The sequence below is a fragment of the Methanobrevibacter sp. genome, assembly GCF_017410345.1.
In the GTDB taxonomy this organism is placed as follows: domain Archaea; phylum Methanobacteriota; class Methanobacteria; order Methanobacteriales; family Methanobacteriaceae; genus Methanobrevibacter.
Genome location: NZ_JAFQQZ010000033.1, coordinates 15,305 through 41,203, shown reverse-complemented (window position 1 = coordinate 41,203; position 25,899 = coordinate 15,305). Strand labels below are relative to the sequence as shown.

Below are 25,899 nucleotides of genomic sequence, written 5' to 3'. Positions count from 1 at the left end.
GAAAATAAAAATATAAAAAATCATTACCTTGGCCCTAGGAATTTATCTCCATTCATATGAATCATATGATCAGGAAAACTAGCCACCCATATCTCAGTTTCCCATGCAATCTCTTCAGAGAACTTTTTAAAATCATCCATATTTAAAAAAGCAGTCACAAAAATTTTCCCTGATTCAACTTCTTCAGTCATCTTATTAATTTCATTCACTCTCTTTTGACTCATAGGTCCTACACTTGTTACAGCTTCAACAAAGTAAATCCAATCATTCTCTTCTGAATACAATACGACATCAGGCATTTTATCATGCAAACTGATTTCAAATCCCAGTTCCTGTAATTTTTCAGTGTTCTTTATCAAATCTTTTTTAGTGGTATCCCCTACATACAAACATTCTGAATGTGGAGCAAATCTTGGAGCAAACTCTTCAATGATTAATTTTTGAAGTAGATTATGTGCCCCTGGTGAAAAGGTTAAATCTTGTCCATTAATCTTTACAGGCATTTTCCTCATCCGTTTCTTAGATGAATAAATATCGATTAAGGTTTCATGATTTGACTTAAATGAACTTAAAGCAGAATCCCAATTTGCAGTATTATAACTAACAACAACTTCTAATAATTCATCAGTGATTCTATACCTATAATTTGGAGAGTTAGTAGGTTTACCATTATCTTCAATGAAAGCTGCATCTCTAAAAGGGTGCATTGCTCTCTTTCTAATAGTTTCTCTACTGTTTTCAGCATATTCCACTCCATAATTATTCTTTATGAATTGAATTACATCATGAATTCTTATCCATTCATTGGTTGACTCTTCCCACTCAGTATCTTCTGAAACAGACAGTAAAGACAAAAATGTATATACACATATATCTGATTGTTGACTATCAGGTACTTCCAAATCTTTTAAAATTGATTTAGCTTCATCTATTTTACTCATAATATACTCTCCAAAATTTCATCACAAGATTTAACAGAATAATCATTTTTATTAATTAAAATACTCCCTAATTTTTCTAAACTACTTCTAGAAGGAATATTCAATGAATTGATTTCATTAGCATTGACTTGTGTACTTCCATTTAATATCCTATAATATTTATCATATAATGTTGAATTGAAAATTACAAATAACCCATAAATCTGCTCTTTTGATAAGTCATCATCATTTGTGGACTCTATAAAATTTATTTTATTTTCAGTAGAAATATAATCATAATTTGAAAAATCTTCTTTAAGATATATGGCTGGTTGCAATCTTCTTTTTTCTTCCTTTGAAGTAAACCTTTTAAGAAACAAATAGTCTTTATTTTCTTGAATTAATCCTTTTTTAGCCATATTAACATATTGTTTTTTATCATGCTCTACAGGAAAATTGATAAAATTATTGTTGAAATGGAAAGGATAAAATAAAGGAACATTATTTTTATTTGATTTCTCTTCCAGATAGTCATTATTTCGAAAATCTACTGTTAAACCAGTCCGTAATTTTATTTCTTCTGTTAAAAAAGAACTATCAAATTTATGAACGTCATTTAAAACTTTTACTTCCTCTTTGTTAGTAGGCAAATAAACAAAATGATTTTCATCATTGGAAATAGCTAAATTATAAGGGACTTCAAATTCATCAATATCACTAAAATCATTATTGGATGATGAAGAAATCTTTATAGATTCCAAAGGCTTTTTAGATTTGATTACATGAATAATTATTGTTTCCTGCAATACATTCTGCTTATTGAAAACATTATCTCTACTGACAAACAGATGAATTTGTTTAATTTTTCCAGCACTTAAGAGATATTCCCTAAATTTTTTAAAGTAAGCTCCTGAAGTCCAACTTCTAGGAACAATGAATACCATTTCTGAATCTTTTGATAAGTGATGTAAGGACATAGCCATGAATAAGAAATAGATATTTGGCGCTCCATAACATATCGATTCCATCAATTGAGCTTCTGGTGCTTTTCTTGATATCTTAAAATAAGGTGGATTGGCAATGACAAGATCATACTCTTTCTTGCAAAACTCTTGAGATTCAATGCTGAATGAATTGTTAAGTATATAATTTTCTTCAATGATTTCATATTTTAAATCTTTAGATGTGTTTTCTGAGATGAATTTTAAATTATTCTGAAGTAAAGGTAAGATGCGAGAATCATTTTCATATAAAGTTAAATTTATTGATTCAACATCAGTATTTTCCAATTCTGAGATAATGGCAGCAGAGAGTATGCCTGAACCTGCTCCCGGATCTAAAATATCTAAATGTTTTTTAGTAGGAACATATAATTGGGCCATAAACTTTGCCACATCAACATCTGTAAAGAATTGGCCTATTTTTTTCCTATCTTCTTTAGAAATAGAATTAAGAAATGAATTAGTTTCATCTGATACAAAATTTAACACCCGAAATCACCTTAATTAATCTATTATTTTCATTATTCAAATCATATTTATTGTTTTTCTCTTTTATAAATTAGTGCTTAATTAATTATCTAAAAGAATTAAAGAACACCCACATCTATTAAAAAATAAAAATAGATAATAAATTTTATCTATATATCTATTCAAATTTTCTTTAATAGTATAAAACTACAATTTAATATACTGTTAATTCCTTATTCTTATTTTTAGATTTTTTAAATACTAAGAAATATTTAGTTGTTGATAAAATATGCTTAAAACTATGAAATTTTTCCTATTTGCACCGAGTAGTCTTTTAAACTTCTTTTATTAATATAATAAAACACCTTTAAATCATTTAAACTCCTTTTTCAAACCAGGAGGTTGTGGTTTAAAATGAGTATCAGAATAATCTGCAGAATAAGATCTTAAACTTTTATCTTGCAAATCAGAAATATTTAGGTCATGAGTTACAATATAATCATTTTCTCCACCTTTAAGCCGAATAATGTATTTATCTTCAGAAGAAGAAGGTTGGATAATTGAAGTTCCACCATATTTTGAAGTATTGGAACTAATGCAATAACAGTATAAATCACGAGAAAGAGATTCACAAATATTTTCAAAATATTTTGTATCTTTATTAAATTCAGAAATTGTTACAATATGACAATGATTCTTAAATAAACTTCTAGCTGTGATATCTGCTATCTCATAACAGCAATAAGGTACAAATGAAATACCCTTCCAATTATATAAAATATAATTTTGATTTTTTAAGTCATTCATCTTGCATTTCTTATTCAAATCTTCAATTGTATTTATTTCACTAGGAGCATAATGATTTTTTAATCTATAAGTTAAAATACTGCTTTTAAAACCATTGTGAGATGTATAAGGTAAACTAACCATTAAATAATTTTTAACTAAATCTTCCTGAACAATATATTCTAAACCGAAAATTATAACCATCTGATGATTGCGTGAAACCTCAACTATTTTATCAATCCATTCATAAGGCACATATAATTCTGGCATCACTAAAAATTCAACTTTTTTATTAATGGCTTCATTAATAATATTCTTTATTTTATCAAACCTTTTATAGCTTAAGTTAGGTTTATTTTTAATCCTATTAATATTATCTTGATAATTTAATTTAGTATTAATTAGACCAACTTTAACTTTGTCTTTCTTTTCTTCAGACGATATTGAAATTTCATAATTTTTACCATATTCAATATTTTCAGGTGAAAAAGGCTCAACAATATAATCTTTATTATTTGAATTATTTGATTTGGAATTTATCTTTTTGTAATTACTATAAGATTCATCTAAAATATATTTAATATCATAATTATTTTCTTCATTAGAATTGAAATGAGATTCATCTAAATAAGGAGAGTTTACATCAGAATTATTTTCTTTTTTAAATATTTCAGAATTAATTTGATTTAAAATACATTCATAGAATTTTACATAGCGAGGATAAAAGTATCCATTAAATAAACCATAATCTTCATCACGATCTGGTTTAACTAAATTATAACTCTCTAAAACATTTGACTCCCCATTCATATAATTTTTTAAAATTTTTTCATTAAGAAGGTTATGAATATCTAAAATTGGGAATCTCATCAGATTATTGTTTTGTAATGATGAAAATAAAAATTCCATTGAAGTAAATAAATATTTTGGTTCCAATTTAGAAATCTTATTATTAAATTCTTCAGAGAGCATATCATAATTTTTTGAATTTGATGGATATGCATTACCTGTATTGTACGCTAAATTATTTATAGGTTTATATAATATATTAGTAGAGTTTTTTTCAAATTTTAAGGATAAAACTCTAACAATTGAAGAATATAAAAATAAATTTAAAGACTTTTTTAAATTATTAATTTCAATATTTTTATCCGAAGAATCATTTAATTCAAAAAATGATTTATTAAAGTCAAGATCTGAATTAATCTGAATCTTATCTATAAGAAATTCTATATGTTTTATTAATTTTTCTAAAGATGAAATTTCATTATTAATATATAAATAACCAAATATCTTTTCCCATAGATTAATGTAACTCAATGCATCATTATAAAAAGCACTCAAAATTTCTTTAGTAATTTCTTTTTTATCAATATCCTCAGAATATTTAGAAGAATCTATTAAGCTAGATAGTATTTTGGAAGCTTCAAATTTATTCAATCTAAAATTATTCACATCTTTTAATTTATTTATAGATTCTTCATAATCCATCCTATATAAATCATATTCTAAATTTTCAAATGTGGATTTAACACCATGTAATAATTTAAACTCACTTGTATTAATAGCAATTTCTTTTTTAAACTTTTTAATCATTGCTTGAGATTCTTTATAATTAAATAAAAAAACTTTAAATTTATCTTCTTGAATCTCCAAATAATCATAACAATAATATTTATCTTCAGAGCCTAATGAACAAATAGGTAAATTTTCTATACCATAAGACACATCCTTCTTATTTTCATCTCTTTTTTTAAGTATGGAATTTTTTGGATCATTATAAGGTGTTAAAAATTTTATTATAATGTCCTCTAATGATAAATCTTCAATAAATTGATTTCCATGAGTATCACTTTTTTCATGAGAAGGAAGCACGATTAAAATATCATCAACATAACGGCCATAATAATTAGGATGTACATTTTCAAGAATAGCTTGATCAAAACCTTGAAGATTCCAATTTGCAATAATCAAAGATGGTAAAAATCCTAAAGGAATCATATACCCAGAATCCTCAGCTATAGAATTATTAGAAAAATTAAATGAAAATTTTTCATGATATGCTTCAAAAACATGTTCAACAAAACAATTCAAAATATCATCAATATCGTCCCAATTATCTTGAGGCATAGGTTCATTAAATTTATTATTTTCTAATTTGTCCTTAGCCTTTTCCATATCCTTTTTTAAATCGTTAAAATTAATTCTGGAGGCATAATAATAATCTTTAATATCTAATGAAATCATTATGGCATTTTGTTCTTTATTTAATATGTTTGTAACTTCATCGAGCCCATTATCTCTCCAAGATTCATAATTTCTAAAATAAGGGTAAAATAAAAATGTACTGCAATCCTTTTGATCATTTTTAAATTTATTTAAAATCTTATTGTTAATCCTATTACTATAACAATTTTTATATAATTTATCATCTAAAATATAGCCACATCTCAATATCCATAGAACACCTAAAATATGACCTTCAATAGGCAAATCTAAAAAATAATGAATTTTATCCACAGAAAAATTGTCTGGTAAAAAATTAGTAAAAATATTAAAATCAGATTCTTTATTCTCTTGCATTTTTTTAGGCAAAGAAATTACATCAACTTCATCAATAAACTCCTTTAGATTATTACTTATAACTTTTTCAGCTAATTCTTCAAAAAATTGATCTAATCTTTCTTCATCAATTTCGAATTTATCACTTTTACAAAAATTTTTAAATTCAAAATCAGAAAGTTTTAATCTATCAATAGCACTATATTGGTTATAATAAGTGTAAGATTTAAATTTTTTATATGCGTTTTTTAATAGATCTTTTAAATCTCTAATTTTTAAAGTTTTAAAAGTTTCCTCTATATTTATTGATGAAAGATTATCTGAATTTTCATTAATATTTTCCAAATTAGCATCATCAATCTCTTGAGAATTATTTAAATCTTCCATATTATCACCAATTATATAAATCTCTAATTATTCATGTTAAAAATTTCTTAAATTTGACTAGATTCATTTTCTATTACTTTTTTAAGATTCTTAGACTGCTCAGAATCTAAATATAATGTGGGTCTTTTTTGAACAATGGCTTTAGATTTTAAAATGTTATCTTGAGTAAATAAAATAGAATTAGTCATATGAGCCAATTTTAAAATAATATTATCTTCCTGATCTTCTAGAATCTCTTTATTAAAAATATGATTTTCATAATGGCAATTATATATTGAGAAACCATACTTATTTTCATAACTTCTTAAGGTATCAATTTCTTTAGAAATGCCTTTTTTACCATTTTTTGAAGAAAGTTTATCAACAACATCTAATAGAAATGATGGAATAACAATTTCAAAATTTTTAAAATATCCTAAATATATGCATTTTGATAAAGTTCTAGCTTGTAATACACTTAAATCAGGCAATATGCGATTATTAACCATCAATAACTGAGAATTCATTTCAATTTCATGATGACAATTATTAAAAATAAAGCTTAAGGAATTTTCAGACACATCTAAATTAATTAAATAGTTTGATTTTTCAGAACAATCCTTGCAATATAAAGAATTATGATTAAGTGTGTTTTTAAATTTTCTTTGAAAATCTTTAAACTTAGATAAATTAGTATCATCCATATCTAAACAATTAAGATTGTATAATGAATTAACAAGATCAAAGGAAGATTTGCTATCATCAGATTGGAATAAAATTTTTGAGTTATAAGTTGTTATTGTTACTTTATCCATCTTTAAAAAATTTATTACAGTTGGATGATTATTTTCTTGCTTAATAAATCCATAATTCTCTATTAAAAAATTTATAAAAGTTTCTTCATCAAAATTACTTCTGTTTTTAAAAAATGTTATATTCATAATGACCTCTATACATTTATATAAATAATTTATTTTTAATATAATATAAAAATATATATCTTTATTTCGAAAGAGATGTTTATTTCCATTACCGAATTATTTTATTTCTTTTTGAATAACCTTCTTTATAGAAACTCTTCTCTAGTCTATTTTACTATTTCCATAGATTAGGATATCTTTTTCTAAAAAAATGATTTAAAAACCTTCAAAATATCTTTCCTAATTCAAGTTATTTCACTATATCCCAAATGCTAGAATGCAAACACTATCAACAAGTAATAAATATCTTTAAAGGAATGCATAATGAAAATGCTACTACAAGAGGATTCTAACTTTTGAGATACAATCTTGTGTTTAATTGTAGGGTAAAACCTGTTATAAATTAGGCATGATATTTGTACTGGAATAAATAGCTCTAATAAGATAATCATATTAAATTGTCCATAAAACTAGATATAATCTTATTTGAATGATAAATTTAATTTTTAAAAATCCCTATAAGGATAAACTCCTTTCTTATCATATTCCCCTTTTAACCATGCTATTAAAATATTGTCAGAAACAAGATAACGTGACTTTTCATACTTTATTAATCCATTATTCAATAGATTATTCAAAGATCCACCTATTCCTCCACTGGTTACATCTAACTTCTTAGCAATATCCACCCTTCTTAATGGCTCATCCAATAATGTGGTGATAATCTTCTGCTCTTGCTTGCTTAAGTTCTTCCAATCATTAATAAGATTAATTGCTAAAAATGGCAAAACATTAGCAAATTCTTCAGAAACCCTTTCCTTATCCAATATTTCACCAGGCATTAAAAATCTTACGAATGTGTTTATATAAAATGGAATGCCTCTAGTGCATTTATAGAATCTTTCAAATCCCTCTTCACTAAATTCCAAATGGCCTGCTCTTTCAATCAAGTATCTTTTTGTGGTTTCATATGAAAACGGTTCTATTTGATATGTAAGCATTCTGCCACCAAATGCTCCTTTTGCACCATTTATCTCTCCCAGAAGACTATCTTCCATGCTCATGCTTCCAGTAAAAGTATAGGAAACGTTTTTCTCTGTTTGGATAAAGCTTCTTAAATACCATAAGAAACCATTTGTTTCATCATCCAAATCTTTTATTAACTGAAATTCATCTATGAAAATCAGGATTCCATCCATTTCATCAGAATATTTTTCATAGATTTTTCTAGGCAAATTCATTACAAAATCAGCCAATTTAGTATAATCCTCCTCAAAGCCAACAATAGGTACCGGAACCCCATCTACATTAAATATGTTTTTTAAAGAGATATTATGAGTCTTAAACCAGCTTTCTATTTGTTTATCTATGGTTTTTAATCCATATTCCTTACAGGACTCTATAATTCTCTTATAGAATAATTGCATGAATGCCATGCGACTTAATTTATCTTCTTGATAATTGTTTGAAGAGGATAAATCCAGATAAATGATTAAATAATCTTTTTTTAAGTCATTCTTAAGTTTATTTAAAAGAGCTGTCTTTCCAACACCTCTGATTCCAGTCAATAATAATGCAGGAGGAATTTCATCCTTTGTAGAATCTAGTAGTTTAGTTAAAAAAATTATATCCCTTTCTCTATTAAAAAATTGATCATCAGTTAAATCAGCATTTAATCCCCAGGGTATTACATCCATTATAAAACCTCTTTTTATTGATTAATTATATTTTATTTTTATAAATATTTAAAAGTATCTAAAACACATTACATAATGCAAAAAAGATAAATTACAAAAATATCTAAAATACATTACATAATGTAAAAAAAATACAATATAAAAAGTATCTAAAACACATTACATATACAAAGAAATAAAAATAAAACTAAAAAAATTATTAATAAATTCCAATTAAAAACTTAAGAAAAGATTAAAAAAATTAAATCCTGCCTAGAGGAACTTGAACTCCTTATGATCCATTATCCCAACCATTTTCAAACAATCCAAATCACGTAACATATCAAATGGCTTACGTAACAAGAACCTATAGGATTCTACCCTATCTGCAGTGGGATTCCTTTATCCAAATAGCCCCACTAATAAAACCTAATAAAAATTGTTAAAAAAAGAAAACACAGAACTAAAACAAATAAATAAACAAAAGAAAAAATAGAAAAAAATTAAAAATTTTAAAATAATTTTAGACTAAACCTTTACAATAGGCTTATTCACAGATGAACTTGATGTCATCTACAGTGACGGTTTTTCTGCCTGCGTGTTCAGCTGCCTTGATAACTTTTTTAGCTAATTCTTCAGCTGCAGCTTCAACTGCGTCAGCAAATGCTTTCTTAGCATCATCACTGATTCTTTCTGCACCTGCGTCTTTTAAGATACGTACGACTGGTGCTACTGGAATTTCACTCATATTTTCACCTCCATACTCCTAATTAATATTATCTTTTTCATTAGTTATATATAAAAGTATTGGTAAAAGTACTTATATTAGGTATTGAGAAAGGAGAGGTATATTTCAAGATTTTTATTAAAAATTAAGTTGAAATTATTTAAAAAAAAGTAAAATTATTCAAATCCTCTCCAAAAAGAACTTGAACTCATTATGATCCATTATCTCAACCATCTCAAAGAGTCCAAGGTCACGTAACCTATCAAATGGCTTCCTTAACAAGAACCTATAGGACCCTGCCCTATCTGCAGTAGGATTCCTCTTATCGCAGATTGCCACCACAATATAGACCTTCCTCACCGAAGACAGGAAATCACGTATATCCAACCTATCAGTAACCCCATTCTCATTGCAATAATCCTCATAGACATTAGGCAAGGCCAGATCCAGAGTCTCAAATGGCTTCAATCTCAACTTATATGAGACCTCATCGGCATACATATTATATACTCTTTTCAGCCTTTCATAATACTTCTCATAACACTTATTGTCCTTATTGAGATTATACAATAACTGCTGAAGCTCAGCACGCTTGCTTGACTTGTCTATCTGAACTCCCTTGAACTCTATGAAATATAGAATTTTTCTCTTTTTATCCAAATATAACCCATCTACTGTAGATGGTAGATTACAAATATCTATGGTTTTAACATGCCTTATAATATCGTCAAAGGAATACATCATGAAATCACTATCTACCAACGGAACCTTGCTTTTGCTTGTGCATTCCTTCTGTTTAATTGAAGGACAATCCTTATCGTGATATGCGCATGGCATTGATATCTCTGATACAGGCAAATAATAATCAGTGAATGAAGACAGGAACTCATCAAACTTTTCAATGTCATTCATCGCCATCACTGTCCAACTTTTTAAACAACAGCTCCATCTTGACCTCATCCAGGATATCATAAGGCTGGCCAAGGTTTCTGTAGATCTCCTCCAAGTTATTGGAATCTATTTTAACCACATCAAACTTGGAATCCGCCTTTTGGGTCAGATAGAAATAGCTCTCATCAATCAAGTCATACAATTGCGAATAGAGTTCAATGGCTTCTATGAAGAATGGGCTATGTGAAGCGATATAAATGCTCAAGTCCAATTCCTTGACCAAAAGAACCAATATCTTAGCGAACTTGATCTGCCATTCAGGGTGAAGGTTGACTTCAGGCTCATCCATGATGAGGAACGAGTTCTCTTCCAGTTCATTGTTCATGAGAAGTGTCTGGATGATAGCAACCTGCTTCACTCCTGAGGATGTGTTCTTCATATGGCTTCTGTAGCCATCCCTAATGAAGTAAAGCTCCCCGTCCTCTTTTTTAATCTCTCCTCCAAGTATTTCCTTGATGAGCTTTTCAACTTCAAGGTCATCCCTGTCATTAAATGATCCATCGATTTCCAAGGCCTCTTCCAGGCTTTTCACATGCTCAAGGAAATAGGTTCCACCTGTCTTATTGTCAAAAAGGGAGAATGAGTCAAAGTAGAACACCTTGTTTATGTCAAGATTTCCTTTCCTTTCAAATTCAAAATTCCTGAAGTCAATGGAGTAGCTGAAATCATCTGAGTAGAGACAGGCATAATCCTTATTATCCTGAGGTCCTTTTATATCAAATTCCGAATCAAGGAGTTCCTTCATTGTGGAATCGTTCTTTGATGAGATCGCTCTTAGGAAACAGTAGAGCAGATTGCTTGTGGTTGACTTTCCTGTGCAGTTCTTCCCGCCTATGACATTGATTCTTCCTATATCCATATCAGCCTGGCTGATTGAACCTACATTCCTGATCTTGAACTTGAAATTAGACATGATATCCCTCATTACTACTATGTTTTTTAAAAATTTAAATCTATTGAAATCTTTTTACGAAACGATTATAATTTTTCAATTTAAAATCAATCTAATAACAAAATAAAAGCAATATTATAATTAAAATAAAAAATTAACTATATAAAACTATTTATAAAGAAAATAAAGCATATAGAAAACTTTAAATAAAAAATAAGACAATATTATGAATTATGTATGTGGCTTTAATTTAAATTTAAGTTAGAGAATAGCTTAAAAAATTAGAGTAATATGCATTATATAGGGGGTGATACTATGGGTGAAGCAGTTAGTATTATATCCTGCATAAGCCTTGTAATTACAGCATTATTTGCTGTTTTACGATTTATGCAAGAAAAGTAGGGGGTAAATCCCCTACCCTTTAATACTAATTTGTGAATCCCAATATATAAAATTAACTAAAAAAACTAATAAAAAAGAAAAAGGAGCCATTAGAATTAGATATAGTTAATTATATCTAATAATTCTTTTTCTTTTTTTAAAAAAAAACTAAATCTTATTCATCTTTATCTTCAGGTCAAACTTGGCGAACTTGGTCTGCTCCAGGAACTTGCCCATGTCCTTGTCCAACTTTCGTGCAAGATTTTCCACAAGCTCCTCAAACTCATCGAAATCGTCCTTGTCCAAAGATTCCAGACCATGGGCCAAGATGGAATTGTTTCTCTTTATGGTAATGTTGTTGATCTTCTTTCTGTTCTCTGCAAAGTATTTGCCCAAGTCATCGTCAAGTTCAGAGAGAACTTCATAATCCTTGATCAGTCCAATCTTTATCTTGCCGTCTTCCCTTGTCTTCTCCAATGAATCGACAAATTCTGGACTTACATTTTTCTCAAGTAGCAGATCAACATCAATGTCTGAACTGTTCAGCCTATATTTGTTCAATCGAATCTGTGCAATCAGTTCAAAGGCCCTATATAATCTGGCGATGGCATCATCATACTTATACTCGTCAGCCCTTCTTATTGAATTGTTGATGAGGCTTGCAAGGATATAGCAGTTCTTCAAATTCTCGTGTGGGGATTTCACTATTGCCCCCAATGCCTTAAGGTTGACCTTGATGTCATCCTTGATTTCTGATACTTCCAGGCAATTGAGATTGACCTTGGTGAGATAGCCATATGCAACTTCAAAGTCCATGTTGTCCCAGGCATAATATGCATTCACAAGGTTCAATAGGTCATCCTTATGGACCTTCTCATCAACGATGTTCTCCAATATCTCACTTGCAGTGTAGAATCTGTTTGCATTGAAGTAGTTCCTGACTCTCATCAATGAGAACTTGTCATAGACCTTATATAGATTCTGGTACTTGATTGTCTCTGTTCCAAGGGAGACAAATCCTTTCTCCCTGTCTCCGCTTGTTGTGATGAGATTCTTGGAATAGAACATTCCGCAGCATGCCATCGCTGAGGACATTGTCTTTGTTCCGGAGGTATAGTCCATGATTATCTCATGCCTGTCTTCAGACAATATGTCAAATTTCCATACCTTGGCCTCAAAGCTTTCAAAGCAGCTGTTGAAGTCATCGATATCCTCCAATATGGCAATCTCATAGTCCTCTCCCTCTATGAACACATCGTCATCATCTTCAAAGAGTTCCCTAAGGTACTCTATTGTAGTCTTTGACTTTTCTGATGCGAAGAAGACAATGTAATCCGGAGAGATCTTGTCTATTGAATTGTAAAGTCCTTTTGCCAATCTCCTATATCCTTCTATGTCTGAATCCGGATTCACTCCGGTTCCAACTGTCATAAACAGAGTCTTTATCTTTCTTCTCATGATACCACTGCAATAAATGAAATAATAGTAATAATAATTTTTTTATTTATATTAATACACATAAGTCTATTCTTAAGATTATTTATAATTATCTAATGAATTTGTAACAAGTGCCCATATATTAATGAGAATATTGTTACAATTTCATTATGATTTTCTCGATTCAAATCAATTTATTTGATTAAATATGATTTAATTGTTTCGTTATAATTTAACAAGTTAAATATAGTTTACTATATCTAATAAAAAATTCTAATCATTCTGTAAAATTGATTTAAAGTAAAAATATTCAATTAAAAAATCGATATATTTATATACTTTCTTTTTTAAAGAAATAAGTAATTATTAGGGTGAATTTAATTATTGAATTTGGTTTATTGGTGAAAGAGATCTGATATACTGAAGTGATAAGATGAATATCGAATTATATCCCCAATGTCAATTATTTAAATTTACAATATTGTTAAATTATAACAAAGAATATTTTATAAGACCAGAAATAGAATCCCGTGCCGTAAATGGAACAGTGATTAATAGAGCTTATTATAGTGCCTATTCATATGCCTTATTATGGTTGGAAGAAACAGAAAAGTTTAAGCCAAAGCAAAAATGGGAATTTGAAGAAAAGGGAGAAAAATATGTAAGCGAACATCAACAGGTTAGAAATGCTTTAAAAGATCATAACAAAATCAAAGCCAGCAGAAAATTAAAAGATTTGCATGACTTACGTAAAAAAGCGGATTATAAACTATCTGATCCCTTAACTAAAAATGATTTAGATGAATCAATAGAATATATGAATGTAATTTTTGATGAATTAAAATTCAATTAAAGAGAGAATGAGATATGTATAAAATTATTAATGAAGACAATAGCCTAGTAACAGAACATGCCTCAAGTTTTTTATATGGCCTACTGGATGATGATGAGAAGGAATTCATATTTCTATTCAAAAATGAGATTGATAAACTAACAGAAAAGGAAGGTTTGGGAAAAATAACTGTAAGCGTAACTTATGATAGTGACATAATTGAGAAAGTCTTTAGAATAAAAAATACAAGGAAGATGAATTTTGAGGAACGTGAAAAGATAATAGACAAAATCAGGAAGCATATGCGAGAATTTTGTAGAATAAACAATTTAGTGAAATTTTATAATTTTGTATACATAATATATGATTAACTTAAAATGCTCAGTGATAAAATGTACAAACTAATTAATGAAGACAATACCCTTGTAAAAGATTACCCCTCACCAGAAATCTATAAAACAATGAGCGATGAAGAAAGAAAGAACATTTTTAGATTTAAAGAAGAAATTGAAAAAATGACTGTAGCAAAAGGATTGGGAAGAGTATCAGTCATTATATCCTATGATGGTTCATATCGTGAAAAGGAATTCATCATAAAACATTCAAACGGTTTTTCAAAAGAGCATTATGAAAAAGAGATAGAAAAAATTGATAAACATATGATGATTTTTTCAAAAAAGAACAATCTATATGACTTTTACCTTGACAGTTATATTTTATTAAGGGATTGAATCTTTTAAAATTAAAAAAAAGAAAAAAAGGGATTATTTAAGCATAGTACTGAAGAGGCTTGTCATCATCTTCCTCCTGCCCTAAGCCAAATAAAGCTTGAAATAGCTCGGAGATGTCTTCCACAGGACCTATTCCCATAGAGAGGCAGGTTCCTATGTAGAGCTTTTCAACTTCCTCAAGATCCTCTGCTATCTTTTCACCGTTCTGTGACTGGAGATAGCCTAGGAAATAAGCCGCCATGATTGGGCTTACATTTGGTTTAGGTCTCCTTCTTGGTGCTCTTTTTGGTGCTTTCTTTGGTGCAGCTCTTGGTGCTTCTAGTTTTTTTATGTTTACGCTTTTTTCAATCATTATATCACCGGAACAATACTATAAATTCCGTTGCTTATAAAGGTTTGCTATATTAAACCATTTATGGAAAAATTATGATTGAAAATTAAAAAAAGAATTAAATCCACTAATGAAAAATTAAAAAAAAAGTAAAATATGCTTAGGTCTCGTATTCAACATCAGACCTTAAGCCAACTAAAGAGGCGCAAACGGCAATCACACATAAAATAGCTGAAATGATACAGGAAATCCTTGAGCTTTCCATAAGCAATGGATAATATTCAGGAATTATAGGCACACTTCCCATAATGTAAGCAAAGATAACTGTCAAAAGACCTATGCTTAATGTCTGGCCGATGACTCTCATGGCTGCTAGAGATGCTGAAGCGGTTCCTGTCTCCTCTTTTGGAACTGAACTCATGATCGCATTGGTATTTGGGGTTGAAAACATTCCATATCCTATTCCCTGCAGGAACATTGCAATTATGATGACATACAATGGGGTTGACTCATTCAGGAAGCATAGAATCAGGATTGCCACGGTTACGAATCCCATACCGATTGCTGCCAGCTTTTGAGGATCTATTCTGTCTGATATTCTGCCTGATATCGGTGCCAATATCGCCATCATCACTGGGGTCACTATAAGTAAGAGTCCTGATATCTGGGAGTTTAGGCCCATAATGTATTGAAAATGATAGGTTACTATATAGGTAATGACAAAAGTTGCAAGATAACTAATCAAGGATGCTAAATTTGAAGAGAAGAACCTTGCATTCTTAAACAATCTCACTTCAAATACAGGATTATTGATCCTCAATTCAATATACGCGAAGCAAATCAGCAAGGCCAAACCAATCAATAATAATATCTTACCCAAATCTGTAATAATTACTGTAAATCCATAGACAAATAATAGAATTCCAAGCATATATATGATTGATCCTATCTTATCGATTGACCCATCATACATTGTCCATTCATCTTCAAGGCTGTAGCATAGATAAGCTGAAAAGATAAGGAAAGGCAACATCACATAGAATATGCTCTGCCATCCAAGGTAATAGATGACGATTCCCCCTATGACAGGTGCAGAGGATAGTCCTATATAGACTCCTGCAATATTTAGTCCCAAAGCCTGTCCACGGGTCTCTGGAGGCACTGCAGAAACGATTAATGCCATTGAGGCAACATTGATGAATGCTGTCCCTATGCCCTGAACAACCCTTGAAAACAGTAACAATTCGCTTGAAAATGAGAAACAGGAAATGATCACACCTATTATGGTAACGATTATTCCAATTAGCAATGATCTTTTTAGTCCATATTTGCTTGTAAGCTTTCCTAAAGGTATTGACAATGCGGCAATTGCAAGTAGAAATATGGTGGCCACCCAATTCTGGACTATATTGCTCATTGCAAGTTCACGGGCAATCAGAGGCAATGCCACTGAAATGTTTGCCAGGAATGCAGTGACGAATGAAACGACTGCAGCAAGCAGAATGGCTGATTTTTCCAATCCTAATCTATTTACAATACCCACAAAAACACCTTATTCATTGGATATTATTAATTATAATCTAGATTTAATATAAGTTTTTATATAATTTTTAGAAAGATTATTGATTGGAAAATAGTAAAATTTGTAAAAAATTAGTTACTCAAAAATAGTGGAAAAAGTTTTGGTCCAGGTTTTGCGGGCCGAAGGCCCGGAAAAGCTGGGAGATTATAATAATTTGCAGAAGAGATTGCTATTATAATGTTTTGTGATTTAGAATATTTATTAAATAATATTTGGATTGTAGTGATTTTTAAGATTTAAATAAACTTTTATGTCTGCAAATCATTATAACCTTTTCTAAAATGCATTAAGGAGAGAAAATAAGTAATGACATACTTATTAACTTAAAAAACATAATATCCTTTCAGCAAATTCTCATTTTGTTTCTAACTTTAAGGTAACACAGCGATAATATTTTTTTAAAATAATAAAAATTTGCCAAAAAGTAATATCATGCTCAATTAATATATTGGAGTAATAATCATATAAAGTTTTTCTTATTACTGAGGCCTTAAAATAGCTTAAATCAGTAATACTCTTTATAAAGAGTATTATTTTTTAAAAAAATAACAATGTGAAAGTAATAATAAAAAATCAAAAAGAGTAATACTTTAAATAAAAAATAGGAATGAAAATGAATTAAAAAAAAAGTAAAAAAAAGTAAAAAATAAAAAGATTATTTTATTCATAAGCCGTGAAAGAGTTTTGGTCCAGGTTTTGCGTTGGCGAAGCCAACGTAAAAGCTGGGGCGTTAGAAAGCACCACCACCTCCACCACCGGAACCGCCTCCGATTCCTCCTATGGAGTCATTGTTGGCAGCTGAAATGGTAGATGATGCAGTTGCAAATGAACTGTTTATATGATTGTATCCACCAAGATAATAGAACATGAACAAATCATTTGTTGTGTAATTAGGATTGTCCAATCCGCCATAGACATGCATCTTCATTGCCTTATAGACCTGATCCGCCACTCCAAGAGCAGTTGCATAGACCAGATACTTGTTCCAGATTGCAATTGATTCAGGAGGATGCTCCTTGATCAATGAATAATCCTTCAGGAACTTCTTGAACTTCTCCCATCTTTCAACATAAAGCATTCCCTTCAAGGTGTACTTGCCTCCAATTCCAGATGGCAATATGAGACATGCCCCACCGACTATTGCAAAGAAGACTGCAACCAAAGTGGTTATGAAGTTTCCTCTGAAATGAAGGAAGAGAGATAATCCTCCTACGATAATGGCCAAGACAATTGCGCCTATTCCAAAGTACATCATATAGTCTGAGCCTGTCTGATCAAAGTATTGGCTTAACACTTCATCAGGAAGATAGTCGGCCTTGAAGTTTTCACACCAATTGTTGTATCTGTCTTGGTAAGAGCGAGCCTGATATTCCTCCCTAAGGCAATCCTGCATATATGAGAAGCTTATCCTGCCGTTCAATTCATATGTCCTTAGAATGTCGATAAGCTCCCTTTCATACCTTTCCAATCCATCTGTTGACTTGACTGTAAGGAAAGTGGTCTTGGTAAATTCAGTATCCTCCTCAGAGTCCACGCCAAGCTTTCCCCTGTTGATCAAGTCCATGATTGTAGCCTGGAAGGCCTTTTGGTCGAGATTACCTACATTCTTTCCAAATCCACCCATCAATGCATTTACAAATGCAGGAGGGTCATCTGTTGGAGGCTCATGCTCATAGATTCCCTGATAGTCAGTCTTTGGCTCCCTTCCAAATTTATAGTATATTGCAAGTGGAATGGCACATAGGGCAACGAGCAGATAATTGACGATTGAACCGATTGTGCTTAGCATATATTGGGTGTTTTCCTCATTCTTCTGCATGTTCCTTATCTCATCTGCAGCATTCTGGTCGATATGCTGTGCATAAGGAGTGCTTGATGAAAATTCCTCCAATGGAATGAGAGCCCTTGCCTCTACATAATCCCCTTCTGAAACGCCATCACTTGAAATGATTAAAGTGCCGTTTGACCATTTTGCCTTTGCATCGCTATATGCCGGATTGATCCAATATTCAAGCTTCTTGTCATCTGGGAAACGGATAACGGCATCCAAGGAACCTAAATCATCTTCCCATTCATCTCCCCAGACCTTATATTGCAGCTCACCTACATCATTGTAGACCTTTACGACATGTGTGAAGTCATATTGGAGATAGACCTTCACATCAGTCCCAGGGAGAATCTTTTGGGTCTTTGCCGCATCACGGTAAAGGTAAATCTTTATTCTCTCCTGACCTCCTTGGTCAATGATCTGATAATCGGCATAAGCTCCATCCACATAGACCTGAAGGTTCTCGACAGACTGGTTCTTCTTTAGTGGAATGTCCCTATAGACACCATTGGCTGATGAATCAAAATGATAGTCAATTTCCTCATAGACATTGATCAACCCGTCATCATATACCTGAATGTCCACATTCGCATATGGAATCGAATAGTCTACAGCAGATACTGCAGGCAATGCGGACAAACAGAATATGGAGATTAAGAGAATTGCCAATGCCTTGTTTTTCAAATTCATGGTTTTCACCTGAATTAATATATGGAAAATGAACCCATATATTAAATTTAATCCAAATAGAAGATTAGAATTCAACTTTAGGAACGGATCTTGCTTCTCCAGCAGCTTCAAAGAAGTCAGCTTCCTTAAATCCAAAGATTCCTGCAAATATATTGTTTGGGAAAGTTTGGCATTTGTTGTTGTACATCAAGACTGTGTCATTGTAGAATTGTCTGGAGTAGGCAATCTTATCCTCGGTTTCAGACAATTGGGCTTGCAATTCCTTGAAGTTTTCATTTGCTTTCAATTCAGGGTAGTTTTCAGCAACGGCAAACAAGGTCTTCAATGTGTTTGACAATTGATTGTTGGCCTCGCCGATTTCCTTTACGCCGTTTGCATTCATCAATCCTGCCCTTGCTGCAGTCACTTCCTCAAATACAGAGCTTTCATGACCGGCATATCCCTTTACGGTTTCAACCAAATTAGGAATCAAATCCGCTCTTCTGTTCAATTGGACATCAATTTGAGCCCATGCATTCTTTACCTTATTTCTTGAAGTTACAAGGCCGTTGTAAATGGCTACAACGCCTACAAGAATGATGATTATTATAACGATTAAAATTATTAATAGAATACTCATAGTTTCACCTATCATACATTAGCTTATAATCATTACAATCATTTGACTTATGTCTTTTATGCTTTGATTAAAGAATAATAAGTCAAGATTATAACTATTATGAACTTATTTATTATCATTTAAATATTTATTCTTTTACATTTAAATTTGATGAGAATTAATATTTTAATAAAAAGTAAACTATGATTGATTTAAAATTGATATAAAAATAGAATATTTTATTTAGCTATCTTTTAAGGGCAAAGAAGGCTATTGGCAATGCAAGCAATGTTATGAAAGAGGATATGAAGTAAACGGGAGCATATCCGCTGCTTGCACTAACGAAAGACCCTAGCAATGCAGGTCCGAATCCCATTGTTCCATCACAGAATATGAAGAATGTTGATATTGCATAAGGACGGCGATTTGCGGTGGTGTCCCTTGTAACAATGGCTGTGCATGCTGAATTCAATGTACCGAAACCAAGTGCGGCACATACCGCACAGATAAAGACTGTTATGGTTGAAGGCATCCAAGCGATCAAGAAGAGACCGATTGCCTGTGCAATGATTCCTGTGAAACAGATGATCCTGTCACCATGCTTGTCCTGAATTCTCCCTGCAATAGGCCTTGAAGCCACCAGAACGATTGAATAGATTATAAAGAATAGGGAGAATGCGCTTACCAAATCCACTTCAACAGCATATAATCTGTAGAATGATAGGATGGAAACGTATCCTAAGCTTGTAAGTCCAGTAAAAAGGGAAACTGGAATTGCAGGAATCTCAAATATCTTATCTATGACTCTTCTGATTTTTCCTTTTTCCTCCAATGAATCCTCTGCTTCAATGGATTCATTTTCCATATGGTTTTCAATCTCATTGTTATGGATGATCTCATATTTGGTGATGTCCAGAAGCAAAATGCACAAGAGTCCAAGGGCTGCGAAACTTGTGGCAAGAGAGAATGAACCGAAGGATCCCCAATTGTCATAGAAGAATCCTGAAATGTAAGGGCCTAATCCGACTGCAATGGTAGTTCCCAGCATGAAGTATCCGAAAGCCTCTCCAAAGCGTTTTTTAGGAAGAATCGCACTTGCGATGGTTACGATTGCATTTGCGGAAGCCCCAAATCCAAGCCCATGAATGAACCTTACAATCAAAAGGAAAGTCACGTTATTTGCAAAAAAGTAGAAGATGCATGCCAAAAAGTGAATGCTTAGAAAAACAATGGCTAATTTCTTCCAATCCCTTCTCTCAAGTGCATTTGCAGAGTAGATTCTTGAACAGAGGCCTCCGAAAATGTATATTCCGGATACAAGTCCTGCAATGGTTGCGCTTGTTCCCATGGATGTTGCATACTCAGTTACGGTAGACATCAACGCATACATTACAAGGGCGGAAAAGAGCAATGCACCGAATATTAAAAAGAAGTCCTTTGTAAATATCTTATCATCATTTCGATTGGAAGTTTCTGCAGCATTCATTAATTAAAATTTGTATTTTTTTATATAAAAAATTTTTTTAAATTGGAGGATAAACTGTAAAATGAATAAAAAAATAAGAATCATATCATGGATGATAATCTATAAAATGATTAAAAAATAAAAAAAGGAGTTGATGAACTCCAAAAAATAAGATTTTAGTCTTTCCTATAGCTTAATGCAAACAAAGCAAACAAGGATAAAACAGCCAAAGCAAATGGATTTGCAGTTTTCTTTTTTGAAAGGTCTATTGATTTCTTAGGATTTTTCATAGGATTTTTAGGTTTTGGACCTAAATCACCATCATTATTCCCAGCATCATTTCCATTAGGATTGTCCAGGAAATAGTCAAGCCATGAAAAATCATCATCATAATCCTCGTAATCATCAGAACTTTCATCTGAATTGTTTTCCGGATTTCCGGGATTATTATCAGACTCATTTCCATCATCTGGATTTTCATCAGAGCTTTCATCTGCTGGAATCACATCGATGCTTGCAGAGTCAATATTATTGGATTCGTTGATATCCGGAGTGGAGGAATCTGCACTTACATTGTTCAAGACAGTTCCCTCTCCCAGCGCTTTAGTGGAAATTACCAATATTGCAGACTCATTGCTCTCCAAATCACCTACTTTCCAGATAATGTCTATGACATTTCCCTCTTCATCGGTGATTTGCTCCAATTCTCCATTGTTTGACTCAAAATCAATGAATTCCAAGTTTTCTGGAAAACTGTTGGATACATTCACTTCATCTGCCTTATCAGGACCATAATTTGTTACATTGATTACCCAGTTTACAATCTCATCAACATGGACAGTGTCATTGTCAGGAACGATATTTACCGCTATATCACAGATTGGAAGTATTTCCAAGCTTTCATTGTCATGATTGTTTTCCTTGTTCGGTTCATAAGTGCTTGTTTCCACATCAGTATTTACAGTGATGTTATCATTTGACTTATTTGCCTTTACTGTGATGTTAAAGGAAACGCTGTCTCCAGCATCCAAATCTCCAATGATCCATTCATAATCCTCCAAATCAAAGGAATCATCAGAAGCATTCAAGACAAGCAAACCTAAAGACTCAAAATCAGATAGGGAAACCACAACATCACTAGCACCATCAGGACCATCATTGGAAACAACAACAATCCAATCAACAATGTCGCCATAATTTACAGTATCATTGGATACATCTATGCTGATAATCAAATCGCATAAAGGATTTACAGCCAAGGAATCATTGTCAACATTATTCTCGTAATCAGACTCCTTAGTAATTGTCTCAACCTCACCGACAACAGTGATATTGCCATTTGACTTGTCTACTTGAGTTGTAATGACCAAAGTTAGCTCATCTCCGCTAGCCAAATCGCCAATTGTCCATATGCCCTCATCATCATCAAATGATTCATCAGAGGAATTTATAACAATCAATCCCAAGGACTCCAAATCAGACAATGATAGGACAACATCACTGGCACCATCAGGACCATCATTGGAAACAACAACAACCCAATCAACAACATCATCCTTATTCACCGGACTTTCAGACACACTCACTTTAGTTATCAAATCACATAAAGGCAAGGCATTTACGCTATCCGAATCAAAATTGTTAGATTCTATAGGGTCATAAGTGTCTGCACTTACAGTTCCATTGAGTTTTATTGTCATATTGGAAACATTAAGCTTGGTTGAAATGTCAAAGCTGATTTCATCTCCAACCAATAGGCTTGGAATCTCCAACCTGTTGTTTGAAGGATCAAAGCTGTCATTGGAACTGTCCAAATAGACCAATTCGCCATCCAGATAGTCCAATATAACCACTATCTTGCTTGCATTGTTAGGCCCATTGTTTACAACGCTTATTGTCCAATTGACAATGCCTCCAAAGTTTGCAATCTCCTCAGATGCATTGACAGTTATGGCCAAGTCAGCCATAAGAACCCTTATGGTCTTGTTGTCCTGGTTGTTTGTCATGTTGCAGTCCTCTTCAAGAGAGGATACATCAACAGGATAATCGATAAGTCCTGTCCTGTTTGTCAAAACATTGATTGTCAGGGTCTGATTTTCCCCCACATCCAAGTATCCTATATGCCAAATGCCGCTTTCCGGATCATATGCACCTGCTGAAGGTGATGATGAAAGATAGACCAATCCTTCGGGGACAATTGCATTGACATTTACTTCACTTGCATCGTTTGGACCGTTGTTCCTGACCTTTACAGTGAATTTGACAGTTTTGTTGAAGTCAACATTCACTCTGCTGGAGCCAATGTCAATGGCCACATCAACAAGAGGAATGATGTCAAAGTCATTTGTCTCATCTATTTCCTTGTAATAGTCATCTTCAAGATGCTCAGCGTAGAGATAATACTTTCCCGCCTTCAATGGACTGCCAAGATAATCGCTGAGATTGAAGCTTATGTTTCCAAGAATGCCTGTTGTGAATGTCTCATTAAGGATAATCTCATAATGTGAAAGGAAATCTTCATCAAGGGCTCTTATTGGCTCATTGCCTGAATGCTCCCTATAGATGATGACATTGACCAATTGGTTGTCTTCACGGTCATCCTGATACAATAAGCTGCCGTTCAAACTGTTTTCCGCACCATCTACAGGATGTATCTCATCATCTCCAGTCACTTTCGGACCCTTAGAGGATATATAGCTGACATTATGGAAATATATTTCGTCGATAGATGCAGTATTATAGATTGCATTTGCAATATTATTGCCGCCAATCAAAGTCAAATTAATTAGAATATCGCTTTCGTTGAAATAGCTGATGAGCGGATATACTGTTGAATCCAGAATATATGACCATGCCTGATTCTTGTCGAAATTGACATTTGACAGGACCATGTTCACTCCATCGGTATATATTGCTGAGCCGTTTCTTGCCCTGTTGAAGGTCAAATTGGAAGAATCGATGGTATTGTCGTTTCCTTTTATGTATATCGCACCGCCTAAGCCGCTTAGAATGTCAGACTTATTTGGAATTGCGGAGTTGTTTAGGAAATCAGAAGCAAGGATATTTGCATTGGACCCTTCAATATAGATGGCTCCGCCTCTTTTAGTGACATTGTTGAAGCTGAAATTATTGAATATCAGATTATTCTCTGATCCTTTGATGTAGATTGCAGCTCCGTTTTCACCGCAGTTGAATTTGAAATTGCTGTCATAGACATAGGTATTGGGACCTTTGATGAAAACAGAACCGTTGATTACCTTATGATTGGTGAAATTCGAACTGAATATGTTGGAATTTGATCCGACAACATAGATTGCACCACCATAGTCTGCAACGTTTGCATCAAAGCTTGAATTCAAAATGGTAACATCTGTTCCATTGATTAGAACACCTGCACCAATGCATTTGGCAAAATTCTCATTGAATGTGGAATTGATAATTATTGCCTCATTTCCCATAATGAACAATGCCCCGCCATCGCTGTCGCTGGCATTATTTCCAATGAATGTGGAATTAACAACCTTTACATTATTTCCTTTCACTTGAATCGCACCGCCCATAGGGGCAGAGTTGTCCTCAAAAATACATGAACTTATATTTACACTGATATTATTCTCATTCAATCCAGTGCTGATCGCACCTCCATACACGCCTGCACTATTATTGATGAAAATGCAGTTGAACATTTCCCCATCAGCATGCAATGTGGTTGCACCGCCAATATTATTGCAGTAATTGCTGATAAAGGTGGAATTGAAAACCTTTATGCCTGGACGGAAGCACAATGCTCCAGCATGAGCGCCTGAATTGGAAATCGCAGAATTATTAATGAATACACAGTTTATTACACTGCCCTCATTTATCATATCAGGATATTGGCCAATTTGAAGGCCTCCTCCAGTAACCGGAACTCCATAATCATTCTCAACAACATTATTTATAAATGTGCAATTCCTAACTGTGGAATTCCTTGCAATGACTGCAACATTTGAATATTCAAATGATGAACCATTTATAAAGCTTGAATTTTCCACTAGGAAATTAGTGCAGTTCTCATCTACAAGAAGATGTGCGTCAAGGGTATTTGCATGGTTATTCCTAAAATTGCAATTGACGATTGAGCCATTGCCACCTAGGATGTAAACACATATGCCCTTTGAATTGATAAGATTGCAATTAAATATGTTTATGGTTGAATTGCTAATCTTAAAAATTGCTGATATGTTCCTTGCATCGAGTGTTGCCATAGTTGAACCCTCACCGCCCCTTATTGTAATGGACTTATTTGCAATTACAATTCTGGAGCCATTGCCTGTGAAGGTTTTTCCATTCAATTCAATGACATCCCCAGATTTAGCGCTTTTTATTGAACTTTGAATGTCACTGAATGTATTTCCACTGGGACTAATAGCAGATTTAAGAGAATTCTCATCTGAATTAATAGAACTTAAAGAAGGATTTGAATCCTCATCTAAGTTAGATAATTCATTCACAGATTCTACACAATCCTCATCCTCATCACTTTTTACAATATTCGCACTTAAGTCTTCATTTAAATTTGCAAAGGAAGATTCAGACTGTGAATCTATTGCAAGGGAATTTGGACCAAAATCATCCAAATCCGTTGCATTAACAGTTGAAAATGTTAAAAATACACAGAGAATCATACAAATTAAATATATAATTTTAAATTTCAATGTATTAACACCTCATAAAAATTTAGAAGAGAAATAAATTCTAAAGATTCCGAGTAGA

General features: G+C 32.1%; 18 protein-coding genes. 3 read left to right on the top strand and 15 right to left on the bottom strand.

Annotated features, from left to right (window positions below):
* Positions 1-23: 23 nt before the first annotated feature.
* The 9 genes from IJE13_RS04490 to IJE13_RS04450 all read right to left on the bottom strand — a co-directional run bounded on the left by IJE13_RS04490 (position 24) and on the right by IJE13_RS04450 (position 13,108).
* Positions 24-941, bottom strand: coding sequence for a BsuBI/PstI family type II restriction endonuclease (locus tag IJE13_RS04490; RefSeq protein WP_292777540.1), 918 nt, complete (start codon positions 939-941; stop codon positions 24-26).
* Positions 938-2,410: an N-6 DNA methylase gene (locus tag IJE13_RS04485; protein WP_292777538.1), complete on the bottom strand. Its 1,473-nt coding sequence runs from the start codon at positions 2,408-2,410 to the stop codon at positions 938-940. Before IJE13_RS04485 ends, IJE13_RS04490 begins: the two co-directional genes overlap by 4 nt.
* Positions 2,411-2,761: 351 nt before the next feature.
* Positions 2,762-6,124, bottom strand: a complete 3,363-nt coding sequence (locus IJE13_RS04480; RefSeq protein WP_292777536.1) for a hypothetical protein — start codon at positions 6,122-6,124, stop codon at positions 2,762-2,764.
* A 47-nt stretch (positions 6,125-6,171) separates the two neighbouring features.
* The gene (locus IJE13_RS04475; RefSeq protein ID WP_292777534.1) at positions 6,172-7,044 is read right to left on the bottom strand and encodes a hypothetical protein; all 873 of its coding nucleotides are present in this window, start codon (positions 7,042-7,044) and stop codon (positions 6,172-6,174) included.
* Between the two features lie 485 nt (positions 7,045-7,529).
* Positions 7,530-8,720, bottom strand: coding sequence for an ATP-binding protein (locus tag IJE13_RS04470; protein ID WP_292777532.1), 1,191 nt, complete (start codon positions 8,718-8,720; stop codon positions 7,530-7,532).
* Between the two features lie 526 nt (positions 8,721-9,246).
* Positions 9,247-9,447: a histone gene (locus tag IJE13_RS04465; RefSeq protein ID WP_292777529.1), complete on the bottom strand. Its 201-nt coding sequence runs from the start codon at positions 9,445-9,447 to the stop codon at positions 9,247-9,249.
* 159 nt (positions 9,448-9,606) lie between these two features.
* On the bottom strand, positions 9,607-10,338 hold the full coding sequence (locus IJE13_RS04460; protein ID WP_292777527.1) for a hypothetical protein: 732 nt from the start codon (positions 10,336-10,338) through the stop codon (positions 9,607-9,609).
* The gene (locus IJE13_RS04455) at positions 10,331-11,290 is read right to left on the bottom strand and encodes an AAA family ATPase (protein WP_292777526.1); all 960 of its coding nucleotides are present in this window, start codon (positions 11,288-11,290) and stop codon (positions 10,331-10,333) included. The genes IJE13_RS04460 and IJE13_RS04455 overlap by 8 nt, the downstream gene beginning before the upstream one ends.
* Before the next feature lie 528 nt (positions 11,291-11,818).
* Complete coding sequence (locus IJE13_RS04450) at positions 11,819-13,108, bottom strand: TIGR02710 family CRISPR-associated CARF protein (protein WP_292777525.1); 1,290 nt, start codon at positions 13,106-13,108, stop codon at positions 11,819-11,821.
* Between the two features lie 412 nt (positions 13,109-13,520).
* Here IJE13_RS04450 and IJE13_RS04445 point away from each other — a divergent pair, with 412 nt between their 5' ends.
* The 3 genes from IJE13_RS04445 to IJE13_RS04435 are packed head-to-tail and all read left to right on the top strand — an operon-like array spanning position 13,521 to position 14,650.
* Positions 13,521-13,940 (top strand): hypothetical protein, encoded by a 420-nt coding sequence (locus IJE13_RS04445; protein WP_292777524.1) that lies wholly within the window; start codon positions 13,521-13,523, stop codon positions 13,938-13,940.
* 14 nt (positions 13,941-13,954) lie between these two features.
* Positions 13,955-14,290, top strand: coding sequence for a hypothetical protein (locus IJE13_RS04440; protein ID WP_292777523.1), 336 nt, complete (start codon positions 13,955-13,957; stop codon positions 14,288-14,290).
* 21 nt (positions 14,291-14,311) lie between these two features.
* Positions 14,312-14,650, top strand: a complete 339-nt coding sequence (locus tag IJE13_RS04435) for a hypothetical protein (protein WP_292777522.1) — start codon at positions 14,312-14,314, stop codon at positions 14,648-14,650.
* A 37-nt stretch (positions 14,651-14,687) separates the two neighbouring features.
* Here IJE13_RS04435 and IJE13_RS04430 read toward each other — a convergent pair whose 3' ends face one another.
* The 6 genes from IJE13_RS04430 to IJE13_RS04405 form a co-directional block, all read right to left on the bottom strand.
* A complete protein-coding gene (locus IJE13_RS04430; RefSeq protein ID WP_292777521.1) occupies positions 14,688-15,002 on the bottom strand; it encodes a hypothetical protein in 315 nt (104 codons plus the stop codon).
* A gap of 139 nt (positions 15,003-15,141) precedes the next feature.
* Positions 15,142-16,524, bottom strand: coding sequence for an MFS transporter (locus IJE13_RS04425; protein WP_292777520.1), 1,383 nt, complete (start codon positions 16,522-16,524; stop codon positions 15,142-15,144).
* Between the two features lie 769 nt (positions 16,525-17,293).
* Entirely contained in the window at positions 17,294-19,081 is a 1,788-nt protein-coding gene (locus IJE13_RS04420; RefSeq protein WP_292777519.1) for a DUF2207 domain-containing protein, read from the bottom strand.
* Between the two features lie 64 nt (positions 19,082-19,145).
* Entirely contained in the window at positions 19,146-19,700 is a 555-nt protein-coding gene (locus IJE13_RS04415) for a LemA family protein (protein WP_292777518.1), read from the bottom strand.
* Positions 19,701-19,926: 226 nt separating this feature from the next.
* Positions 19,927-21,165, bottom strand: a complete 1,239-nt coding sequence (locus tag IJE13_RS04410; protein ID WP_292777517.1) for an MFS transporter — start codon at positions 21,163-21,165, stop codon at positions 19,927-19,929.
* A gap of 155 nt (positions 21,166-21,320) precedes the next feature.
* Complete coding sequence (locus IJE13_RS04405) at positions 21,321-25,841, bottom strand: hypothetical protein (RefSeq protein ID WP_292777516.1); 4,521 nt, start codon at positions 25,839-25,841, stop codon at positions 21,321-21,323.
* Between the last annotated feature and the right edge of the window lie 58 nt (positions 25,842-25,899).

What these genes read in the sequence shown, in the direction of transcription:
- IJE13_RS04440 (WP_292777523.1), top strand. Translation starts at nt 13,955, where the DNA reads ATGTATAAAATTATTAATGAAGACAATAGCCTAGTAACAGAACATGCC.
- IJE13_RS04465 (WP_292777529.1), bottom strand. Translation starts at nt 9,447, where the DNA reads ATGAGTGAAATTCCAGTAGCACCAGTCGTACGTATCTTAAAAGACGCA.
- IJE13_RS04430 (WP_292777521.1), bottom strand. Translation starts at nt 15,002, where the DNA reads ATGATTGAAAAAAGCGTAAACATAAAAAAACTAGAAGCACCAAGAGCT.
- IJE13_RS04450 (WP_292777525.1), bottom strand. Translation starts at nt 13,108, where the DNA reads ATGAGAAGAAAGATAAAGACTCTGTTTATGACAGTTGGAACCGGAGTG.
- IJE13_RS04490 (WP_292777540.1), bottom strand. Translation starts at nt 941, where the DNA reads ATGAGTAAAATAGATGAAGCTAAATCAATTTTAAAAGATTTGGAAGTA.
- IJE13_RS04460 (WP_292777527.1), bottom strand. Translation starts at nt 10,338, where the DNA reads ATGAATGACATTGAAAAGTTTGATGAGTTCCTGTCTTCATTCACTGAT.
- IJE13_RS04455 (WP_292777526.1), bottom strand. Translation starts at nt 11,290, where the DNA reads ATGTCTAATTTCAAGTTCAAGATCAGGAATGTAGGTTCAATCAGCCAG.
- IJE13_RS04435 (WP_292777522.1), top strand. Translation starts at nt 14,312, where the DNA reads ATGTACAAACTAATTAATGAAGACAATACCCTTGTAAAAGATTACCCC.
- IJE13_RS04475 (WP_292777534.1), bottom strand. Translation starts at nt 7,044, where the DNA reads ATGAATATAACATTTTTTAAAAACAGAAGTAATTTTGATGAAGAAACT.
- IJE13_RS04410 (WP_292777517.1), bottom strand. Translation starts at nt 21,165, where the DNA reads ATGAATGCTGCAGAAACTTCCAATCGAAATGATGATAAGATATTTACA.
- IJE13_RS04415 (WP_292777518.1), bottom strand. Translation starts at nt 19,700, where the DNA reads ATGAGTATTCTATTAATAATTTTAATCGTTATAATAATCATCATTCTT.
- IJE13_RS04420 (WP_292777519.1), bottom strand. Translation starts at nt 19,081, where the DNA reads ATGAATTTGAAAAACAAGGCATTGGCAATTCTCTTAATCTCCATATTC.
- IJE13_RS04470 (WP_292777532.1), bottom strand. Translation starts at nt 8,720, where the DNA reads ATGGATGTAATACCCTGGGGATTAAATGCTGATTTAACTGATGATCAA.
- IJE13_RS04445 (WP_292777524.1), top strand. Translation starts at nt 13,521, where the DNA reads ATGAATATCGAATTATATCCCCAATGTCAATTATTTAAATTTACAATA.
- IJE13_RS04480 (WP_292777536.1), bottom strand. Translation starts at nt 6,124, where the DNA reads ATGGAAGATTTAAATAATTCTCAAGAGATTGATGATGCTAATTTGGAA.